10 protein-coding genes are annotated in these 9567 nt (G+C 66.4%); 4 read left to right on the forward strand and 6 right to left on the reverse strand.

Translation table 11 applies throughout. The features are described from left to right. On the forward strand, window positions 1-383 hold a 383-nt coding region (locus tag JHC99_RS14550), incomplete at its 5' end, for a M23 family metallopeptidase (RefSeq protein WP_292155134.1). Between the two features lie 91 nt (window positions 384-474). Continuing rightward, window positions 475-993, forward strand: coding sequence for a response regulator (locus JHC99_RS14555; protein WP_292155135.1), 519 nt, complete (start codon window positions 475-477; stop codon window positions 991-993). On the opposite strand, the gene JHC99_RS14560 is transcribed toward JHC99_RS14555, so the two are convergent. Then, complete coding sequence (locus JHC99_RS14560; protein WP_292155145.1) at window positions 966-1808, reverse strand: lipid A biosynthesis acyltransferase; 843 nt, start codon at window positions 1806-1808, stop codon at window positions 966-968. The two genes, JHC99_RS14555 and JHC99_RS14560, sit on opposite strands and share 28 nt — an antisense overlap. Before the next feature lie 70 nt (window positions 1809-1878). After that, on the reverse strand, window positions 1879-2649 hold the full coding sequence (locus tag JHC99_RS14565; protein WP_292155136.1) for an SDR family NAD(P)-dependent oxidoreductase: 771 nt from the start codon (window positions 2647-2649) through the stop codon (window positions 1879-1881). A gap of 193 nt (window positions 2650-2842) precedes the next feature. Between JHC99_RS14565 and JHC99_RS14570 the strand changes: the two genes are divergently transcribed. After that, window positions 2843-4117 (forward strand): EAL domain-containing protein, encoded by a 1275-nt coding sequence (locus JHC99_RS14570; protein WP_292155138.1) that lies wholly within the window; start codon window positions 2843-2845, stop codon window positions 4115-4117. Window positions 4118-4203: 86 nt separating this feature from the next. On the opposite strand, the gene rpmB is transcribed toward JHC99_RS14570, so the two are convergent. Next, window positions 4204-4500 carry a 50S ribosomal protein L28 gene (rpmB, locus tag JHC99_RS14575; RefSeq protein WP_292155139.1) on the reverse strand — a complete coding sequence of 99 codons (297 nt, stop codon included), beginning with the start codon at window positions 4498-4500 and terminating at the stop codon, window positions 4204-4206. Window positions 4501-4711: 211 nt separating this feature from the next. On the opposite strand from rpmB, the gene JHC99_RS14580 reads away from it, so the two are divergent. Next, on the forward strand, window positions 4712-5176 hold the full coding sequence (locus JHC99_RS14580; protein WP_292155140.1) for a DUF3617 family protein: 465 nt from the start codon (window positions 4712-4714) through the stop codon (window positions 5174-5176). Between the two features lie 5 nt (window positions 5177-5181). Here the strand turns inward: JHC99_RS14580 and JHC99_RS14585 are convergent, their stop codons facing one another. From JHC99_RS14585 to JHC99_RS14595, 3 genes are all read right to left on the reverse strand, one after another. Then, entirely contained in the window at window positions 5182-5745 is a 564-nt protein-coding gene (locus JHC99_RS14585) for a hypothetical protein (RefSeq protein ID WP_292155141.1), read from the reverse strand. A gap of 233 nt (window positions 5746-5978) precedes the next feature. Beyond that, on the reverse strand, window positions 5979-8873 hold the full coding sequence (locus JHC99_RS14590) for a M10 family metallopeptidase C-terminal domain-containing protein (RefSeq protein ID WP_292155142.1): 2895 nt from the start codon (window positions 8871-8873) through the stop codon (window positions 5979-5981). Window positions 8874-9108: 235 nt separating this feature from the next. After that, on the reverse strand, window positions 9109-9567 hold a 459-nt coding region (locus tag JHC99_RS14595; protein ID WP_292155143.1), incomplete at its 5' end, for a CarD family transcriptional regulator.

Raw genomic sequence — 9567 nt, forward strand, 5'->3', positions numbered from 1 at the left:
ATCGCATCTCCAGCGCCTGGGGGGCCCAGCGGATCCTGAACGGCACGCCCGCCCGGCCCCACTACGGCATCGACCTGGCCGCCCCCCAGGGGACGCCGATCCACGCGCCCGCACCGGGACTGGTCGTGCTGGCCGAGCCCGACATGCATTTCGAGGGCGGCCTGACCCTGATCGAGCATGGCCAGGGCCTGATCAGCGTCTATCTGCACCAGTCGCGGCTGGACGTGACGGCGGGTCAGCGGGTGCTTCGCGGCCAGCCGATCGGCCTTGTGGGCATGAAGGGCCGGGCGACCGGGCCGCATCTGTGCTGGCGGATGAAGTGGCGCGACCGGAACCTCGACCCATCCCTCATGGTCGGGGCCCAGGCGCCGGAATTCGCCTGAGGGTTGAACCCCGTTCGCCCGGTGGACGTCCGGCTAAATCATTCGTAATGTCAGCCGCCTGCCGGATTCGGCATCACGGTCAGAACATTGCATGTCCGCACTCAAGTCGCTCAGCATCCTGCTGGTGGACGACAACCAGCATATGCGGGCCATCACGTCCGCCATCCTCCAGTCTGCCGGCGTTCGCAAAATTCGCGAGGTCTCGGACGGGTCCATGGCGCTCGAGGCCCTGCGTGAGACGGCGGTCGACCTGGCCATCGTCGACTTCAACATGTTCCCTCTGGACGGTGTCGAGTTCACGCGACTGGTCCGCAACAGTCCTGACAGCGCCAACCCTTATCTGCCCATCATCATGATGACGGGCCATTCGGAAAAGAGCCGCGTCACCGAGGCGCGAGATGCCGGTGTCACCGAGTTCGTGGTCAAACCGATCACTGCCAAGGCCATCTTCGATCGCATCCAGGCCGTCATCATCCGCCCCCGCGCGTTCGTGAAGACCGATGGCTATTTCGGCCCGGACCGGCGGCGGAACAACGCCCCCTACCGCGGCCCCATGCGGCGCTCGACCGATCCCAAGGACGCTCAGGTCTCGGGCGACAACGCGGCATAGACCCGGTCGGGCCACCGCTTGTGGACCCAGAACCAGTCCACCGGATGCTCGCGCACCCGCTCCTCGATGAAGGTCGTGACGGCCTGAACGCCGCGCCCGATGTCTGCCTGACGGTCGCCGGTCTTCTCGATCTGGATCGGCTCGTGCGCCGTGACCCGAAAGCGCACACCCGGCAGTCGCGTGACCGAGAGGGGTTGCAGCACCGTGCCGTATCTGAGGGCCAGGCGGCTGGGGCCGGGCGCGGCGTTGACCGGCTGACCGAAGAAGAGGACCTCGGGCCCTTCCGAGAATTTCTGGTCGTTCATCAGGGCGACGCTCTCGCCGCGCGCCATGCCGGCCAGAAGCTCGCGCGCACCGTCGCCGCCCTTTGGCGCGAAAAGCTTGATCCCGTAGTCGGCCCTCAGCTTGACGATCCGGGCGTCGACATAGGGGTTGTTGGCGGCCCGATAGGTGATCTGGCACGGCACACCCGACCCGATGATGGTCGCCGCCAGGGTCTCGATATTGGCCAGGTGCCCGCCGACGAAGACCACCGGCCGGCCCTCGTCGCGGATGGCGTGAAGCCGCTCCAGCCCGACGACCTCGATCCGGCCCGACGCCAGGGTCAGCTGATCCATCACCGCCGTCTCGGCGAAGGCCCGGCCGGTCTGTTCCCACTGATCGACGGCGAGTTGCTCGCGGGCCGCCGGGTCCATGTCGGGAAAAGCGATACGCAGGTTGCGGATCACGGTGCGGTGGGTGCCTGTCCTGGGTCCCAGCCGGCGCAGCAGACCCCCGCCGAACGCCGAGGCCCGCTCCAGCCCTAGCAGCCGCATCAGGCCGATGAAGGCGTCGAACCCCGCCGCCTCCAGCCGCCAGGTCAGGTCTTGCTTCAGGGAAGGTCTATCACCAGGCAATCGTAATCCCGCCGTCCACCACCAGAGTCTGGCCAGTCATATAGGCCGAGGCGGGGGATGCGAGATAGACGGCGGCGCCGGCGATTTCATCGGGCTGGCCGATCCGCTTCAGCGGGGCGGGGCCAGTGACCTCCTTCAGCAGGTCGGGATTCTCCCAGAGGTATCGGGCGAAGTCGGTCTGGACCAGGCCGGGCGCGATGCAGTTGACCCGGATGTTGGACGGCCCCCACTCGACCGCAAGGTTCCGCGCCAACTGCATGTCGGCGGCCTTGGAGATGTTGTAGGCGCCGATCAGGGCATTGCCGCGCAGGCCGCCGATTGACGAGACGATGATGATCGAGCCGTCCTTCCGCTCCAGCATCTGGGGCGCGACCATCTGGATCAGCCAGTGGTTGGAGACGACGTTGTTCTGGAGGATCTTGCCGAACTGCTCGTCGTTGATCCCCGCCATCGGCCCGGCATAAGGATTGGTCGCAGCGTTGCAGACCAGGATGTCGATCCGGCCGAAGGCAGAGTTGGTCTCGTCGACCAGCCGTTGCAGGTCTTCCTTCGACGCGATGTTGGCGGGGACCGCGATGGCCCGGCCCTCTCCGTATTTGGCATTGATCGCCCAGGCCGCCTCGTCGCAGGGACCGGCCTTGCGCGAGGATATGACGACCCTGGCCCCGTGTTCGGCAAGCCGCTGGGCGATGGCCAGGCCGATGCCTTTGGACGAGCCGGTGATGACGGCGACCTTGCCCGTCAGGTCGAACAGTTCCATGCGCTTGCTCCCGTCGCGGTCATGACGCCGCCTTTGCGATGGTTACGATGCCCGGGCGGGCCCGCCAACCGTGACGTCGGGGAAGGGGACGTGGAATCATTCTGCGCGCCCCCTAGCGGCGGCGCTGCAATCGCCTGATACTCGGTCGATTCCTCCCGGGACCGGCGCGAGCCCTTCCCCCAGTCTGGCGACCATGCGCGCACTGACCACCGCCTTCCTGTTCTTCGCCTACGCCTTCGTGGCGATGACGGTCGGCGCGTTCCTGTGGCGAGCGGGGCTGGGCGGGGGCGCGGGGTTCGCGGCGGCGGTCGGCAGCTTCGCCCTGCTGGGGGTCATCCATCTGCTGGCCAGTGGCGGCGGTCAGCGCAAGGCCCTGCGTGCCGAGATCGGCCAGGTCCGTGAGGCGCACCGGCTGCTGGCCGACGCCATGGAGCAGCAGCAGAACGCCCTGGCCGAACTGGCTCAGGCGATTGAGGCGGGTGCCCTGAACACCGCCGAGGAGCTGACCGGCGAGGTCCGGATGCTGGAGACCCTGATCCAGCAGATGAGCGAATCGATCGACGAGCGGCTGAAGGTCGCCCCGATGATCGCGCCCGACAGTCCCGACGCGCGCCGCCGTCAGCAGGGCAACATCCTGCTCAAGACGGTCCACGACGCGCTGAGCGAGAACCGGGTGGATCTGTATCTGCAGCCGGTGGTCAGCCTGCCTCAGCGCCGGACCATCTTCTACGAGAGCTTCACGCGCCTTCGGGACGCCACGGACCGGGTCATGATGCCGGCCGAGTATCTGTCGATCGCCGAGGGCGAGGGTCTGGTGCCGGCCATCGACAACCTGCTGCTGTTCCGCTGCGCCCAGATCGTGCGCAGGCTGGCGCGTCAGGACCGGAAGGTCGGGGTGTTCTGCAATGTGGCCCTGTCGTCGCTCGGTGACGAGACCTTCTTCCCGCAGTTCCTGGACTTCCTGAGCGAGAACCGCGACCTGAACCAGGCCCTGATCTTCGAGCTTGGTCAGGCGACGTTCGATGCCCGGGGCGCTGTCGAAGCGCGCAACATGGCCAAGCTGGCCGACCTGGGCTTCCGGTTCTCGCTGGACAAGGTGCAGACGCTGGACCTGAACTTCTCTGACCTCCAGCGGTCGGACGTGCGGTTCATCAAGGTGGCGGCGGACCTGCTGATCGAACAGCTGCTGGACCTCGACGGGGGCGCACCCCTGCGGTCCATGCCCGACATCCAGGCCTCGGATTTCGCCCAGCTGACCCGGCGCTACGGCATCGAGGTGATCGCCGAGAAATGCGAGAACGAGCGTCAGATCATCGACATCCTGGAGCTCGACGTCTCGATGGGCCAGGGCCATCTGTTCGGCGAGCCGAGGGCGATCAAGGAGGCCGTGCTGGCCGAGACCGATCCCCCGGCCGACTTCGTGCGCTCGACCCTGCTCAGCGCGGAGCGGCGTCGGCGGTACGCCTGAGGCCACCAGCCCGAAAACCCACGACCCGGACAAACAAAAAGGCCGCCCCGAGGGGCGGCCTTTTCGATATCAGCGCGACGCCCGAATCAGGCGGCGGCGAGTTCGGCGATCTTGGCCTTGACCTGGCGCTTGATCTTCTGGGCGGTGGGCGAGAGCTGCTCGTCGCCGGCCTTGACGATGAAGGCGTCCAGGCCGCCCTTGTAGTCCAGGGTGCGCAGGGCGGCGTTGGAGATGCGCAGGGTGTAGGACTGACCCATGGCCTCAGACGCCAGCTTGACCTTCTTCAGCGACGGCAGGAACCGGCGCTTGGTCTTCACATTCGAGTGGCTCACGCTGTGGCCGACCATCGGGCCGATACCGGTGAGTTCGCAACGACGCGACATCGCGTAATCCTTGAAAGCGGCCTTCGCGAGCGTCGCGCCGGCATGAAACGGGAAGCGCGCAAGAGTTGCCCCTTGCGCGAGAGGGGGCCGTATAGAGGAACCGGAGCCGCCGCGTCAAGGCTTAGCAGGGCGGATGCGCCGTTCAGCGCCGGTTCAAATCCCGCCATATAGTCGTGTCAGCGTCGAAGTCTGTGACTACAAGGGCTGTATGATGACCTTCACCGCGCTCGCTCTCCGTCTGGTCGCCGTGGCGGCCCCTGCCCTTGCCGTGGCGGCCCTGCTGGCCGCGCCGGCCAGCCTGGCCCAGTCGGGCGGGGCCGACACCGTCCTGCCCGGCTATTGGGAATACACGACCTCGGCCGTCGGCATTCGCGACACCGAGCAGAAATGCGTCAGGCCGTCCGAGATCAACCGCTTCGTCGGCGGCCTGTCGACCCGCCGCTGGCGCTGCACCTATCCGGTGCGCCAGTTCGCCGGCGGCAACGCCCGATTCGAGGGGACCTGCACCGACAGGAAGGGTCGCCGGGTCAATGTTCGGCTGAGCGGCACCTATCGCACCGAGAGCTTCCGCTTCAGCGGCGGGGCCCAACTGGCACGCGGCACTCCCTATCTGCCGGCCAGCATCACGGCGCGGCGGATCGCAGCGACCTGCCCGGCCAACGCCGAGTATTTCTGAAGGCATCACCTGGATGCGGCCATGAGCCGGTCGAGGGCTCTCGTGACATCGTCGACCGTTTCAACCGTTTCAACCGTTTCAACCGTTTGGGGTGACTGGCGGAGGCGGGCACGGACCGGCTGCATTTCCCGTTCCAGGGCCTCGAAGTTGCGGTCGATCTCGGCCAGGTCCGCCACAAGCGCCAGCCGAATGCGCCGCCAGCGCAAGGCCGCGTTCGCGTCGCCGCGCAGGACCGCGCGCTTCATCTGTTGGTCGGCGACCTCGATCATCAGGGGGTGATCGACCTGATCGAGATCGCCGTCGATCGCCATGTCCAGCGCGGCGCCCTCGTCGTCGGGATCGAGGTCGACCGCCGGGGCCCAGGGGCGGTCCGCGCGACGCCAGCCCTCGGCGCGGGCGCGTTCGTACAGGGCCGTCAGCCCGACGCCGTGACGACGCCGACAGTCGGCGGCCGACAGCCCCGCCACATAATCCTTGCGCACCCGCGCCCAGACGGCCTCCGGCGCCGCCGGCCGTCCACCGCCCCGGCCGCGCGACGTCTCGCCCAACTCATCCTCAGATCGGTCCACGACCCCCTCCTCACGCTCATCGTCCACAGAGGCGTCGAGGGTGACACAGGATCGAACCTGGGCGCGTTCAAGGGGGCCCTCGCAGGTGCAATCCCTTTGTTTCATTGGGATTGGACGGTCGAGGTTTGAAACCTGGAGCCGCTGGACAAGCCGGAATTGGGGGCGACGGGGGGCCCAGAGAGGCTGTTGGGGAGGGCTTCTATGGGTGCGGGGTGGCGGACCTGGGTCGGTGGTCAGAGATACCAGTCCTGACCGTGAAATCCGCGCAGACCCTCGATGTCCTGCATAAAGCGGGCCTCATGACCCGACAGGTCGGCGATGCCGAGGGCGACGGCTCCATCATTCTCGACAGGCATGACCGCAGGCCCCGGCTGCTTGACGGACGGTTCCGCGCCCAGGGCGCCCACGCCCGAACCCCAGACAATGTCGGAAGCGCGCAACGTGGTGTTGGTCAGGGCGATGACCATATCGTTGACCCCGTCGCCACCCAGATCGACGAACAGGAAGCTGGAGGTTCCCGACTGGGCGATGCCGAACCGGTCCTCGATCCCCGTGCGCACACCCAGCAGGTCGATCACGTCCACGCCCGAAACGAAGTCGCGGATGATGTCGGTCTCCGACGCGGTCGAGTGGCTCGGAGCCTCGTAGCGGAAGATGTCGGCACCCGCCCCGCCAAACAGCCCGTCCGCGGCCAGGCCGCCGATCAGGACGTCGTCACCCGCACCGCCGTTCAACTCGTCGCGGCGGGCGGACCCGATCAGGGTCTCCGCGACCGTCGAGCCCTGGATGTAAAGGCCCAAGGTGCCGGCATAGTCGATGTCATATCCCTGGACCGTTCGCTGGGCCGCCGTGGTCAGGAACGATCCGCTCGCGGCTTCGGCGAAGATGAAGCTGGAGCCGTTCTCCGAGCGAACGATGCTGATCGAAGTCGGCCGCAGGCCCCTGAGGTCGATCGTGTCCTCGCCGCTGGTGAAGTCGTACAGATTGTCCAGGCCCGCGGTCCCATTGGAGTCAGACGCGGCCAGGTAGACGTATCGATCACGCCCAGACCCGCCCGCAATGGCGTCGGCACCCCCGCCGCCGGTAATCGTGTCGTCGCCGCCGTTGCCCAGCAACGGATCGGCGCGGGTCGAACCGACGATCACGTCGGCCAATGACGACCCGATAACGAAGACGCCGAACGTGCCGTTGTAGATGAAGTCGCGACTGTTGATCACATTGGGGGAATAGGTCTGGAAGGCCCCGGTCGGCGTTTCGGCGAAGACGACCCCCCGCACCGAGCTTCCCTCGGCGACCAGAACCACGCTGATCGACGTCGGGGCGATCGTCGTCAGGTCGATCCGATCCTGTCCCGTCTGAAAGTCGGACAGGGTGTCCCTCGCCGCGCCGGCCTGAGAGTCCGAGGTCGCCAGATAGCGGATGATGTCGCTGCCCTGGCCGCCGGATATGAAATCGGCACCCCCACCGCCGATCAGGACATCGCCCGCCGCTGTGCCCTGAAGGATTTCGCCGGTCGTTGAATAGACATAGACTGGGGGATCCAGGGTGATGGTCTGGTCGCTGAACCTGATGGACTCGATTCCAACCAGGGTATCGGTCTCGCCGTTCGCCGTGGTCGTAACCCGCGTGACGCCGTTCGCGGTCGTGATCTGATAGGTCGAACGCGCGCCGCTGTAGACGACCGTGTCCGCTCCGTCGCCGCCGTCCACCAGGTCCGAACCTGTGCCGGGATCGAGCAGGTCGTTGCCCTCGCCGCCATAGATCAGGTCGTTCATGTCGCCGCCCTGGATCCAGTCCTGCCCCTCGTCGCCGTAGAGCCGGTCCTCACCATTTCCGACAAGCTGGTCGTCGCCTGTTCCGCCGTACAGCACGACATTGCTGTCGCCCCGGAAACGAAAAGCGATCAGGCGATCGTCACCGCCACCACCGGACAGGGTGATACGGCCCTCGGTGAGCATGTTGTCAGCGAACGCGGTTCCCGTGATCATCTCGATGCCGGTCAAGGTATCATAGACATCCCGATCGGCGACCAAGCCATAAATCGGATCAAATCGGGTGGCGTACACCGTGCTGACCGTGCCGCCAGAGCTCCAATCGGCATTAAATTGCAGGGGTCCCGTGACGTCGGAATAGTCGATGTGATCTGCGTTGGTTACGCCGTTGTACCGCTGCCGCCCCGGAGCAGGAGCGTAGAAGAGGCCACTGACGCCCAGATCGAAGGTCGCTCCCGTCGCCCAAGCCGTCCCGTCGCTCCTGACCGTTCGCAGATCCAGATCAGCGATGCGCAGTCCGACGAAGAACCAGCTGCCGATCTGTACGCCGTCAGAAAATTGCAGGCGTGTGCTGGCTGTCTCCATCACCAGCGTATCCGCGTCTGGTCCTGATGTCGTGAAATCGGTGACGCGCGCGGGCTGGCGCGCGAGGATAAACCGATCCGAACCCGCGCCTCCCGTGAGGACTGCAGATGAGCCGGTGGTTGTGAAGGTATTTGCGCCTTGTTGCATCTGCGATGTCTGCGTTGTCAGGGTGTCCGCACCGTCGCCGCCGAAGCCCCAGTCGAACGCGGCGGCGGAGAGGCTGTCGCTTCCTCCCGCGCCGTCGAGGATGTCGTTCCAGGCAAAGGCGACGCCGGGATAGTAATCGTGACCCGTGAGGGTCTCGTCGGCCGCCGTGCCGGTGGTGAAGTCACGCCCTGGATAGAGGAAATTGTCGGGCGGCCCGATAATGTTTCCGTTGAACCCTGCGTTGGCGCGCGTGACGATGACCATCTCCTCGACCGTCGCACCCAGCGGCACGAGAACGTCGGCGGCCACAGCGCGGCCCGTGACGTCGATGCGGAGCAGGCCCGTCGCGGTCGCGGCAACGATCACGGTGTTGGGCCCAAAGGTCAGCACCCGCACGAGTCCGACGCCCGGGATGGAAGACAGATCGATCACGTCCACGCCGGTCGTGAAATCCGTGATGGTGTCGGGGGCGTCGGATCGTGAGTCCTGCCAGCTGTTGAAGCGGAACCGGTCGGCACCCGCTCCGCCTGTCAGCCGGTCCGCACCGCGCCCCCCGACGATGAAGTCGTCGCCCGCTCCGCCGGTCAGGGTATCCGTCCCGGCCCATCCGATGATCGTGGGCATCGCGCTGTCCTCTGACGATGCCCTTCAAGCAAATCAGGGCCGACACCGACCAGTTTGCTGCCGACGGCCGAAGCTCGCAAGCTAAGGCTTTACATACCTCATTCGCGCAGTGCGCACCGGGTCGATACAGGTCAAAGGCATGACGCCGAAAGGCAGGCCCTCCGCTGCGGCGCGCCCATAGAAAAAGGCCCGGTGTTTCCACCGGGCCTTTCTGCATTCGGCGACCCGATAAGGATCAGGCGGCTTCAGCCTCGGCTTCGGCGTCTTCCTCGATGGCGGCGGGGGCGTTGGCCTTCTTGGCGCTGAGGGACTTGGCCAGCAGCTGGACGGCGGCGTCCTTGTCGATGCGGTTGGCGGCGGCGACTTCGCGGGCCATCCGGTCCAGGGCCGATTCATAGAGCTGGCGCTCGGAATAGGACTGTTCCGGCTGGGTGTCGGCACGGTGCAGGTCGCGGACCACCTCGGCGATGGAGATCAGGTCGCCCGAGTTGATCTTGGCCTCATACTCCTGGGCGCGGCGCGACCACATGGTGCGCTTGATGCGGGCGCGGCCCTTCAAGGTGGTCAGGGCCTTGGTCACGACGTCGTCGGCGGCCAGCGAACGCAGGCCGGCGGTGGCCGCCTTCTTGGTCGGGACGCGCAGGGTCATCTTCTCGTGGTCGAAGGTCACGACATAGACTTCCAGCGACATGCC

It is taken from the genome of Brevundimonas sp., assembly GCF_016463485.1.
In the GTDB taxonomy this organism is placed as follows: domain Bacteria; phylum Pseudomonadota; class Alphaproteobacteria; order Caulobacterales; family Caulobacteraceae; genus Brevundimonas.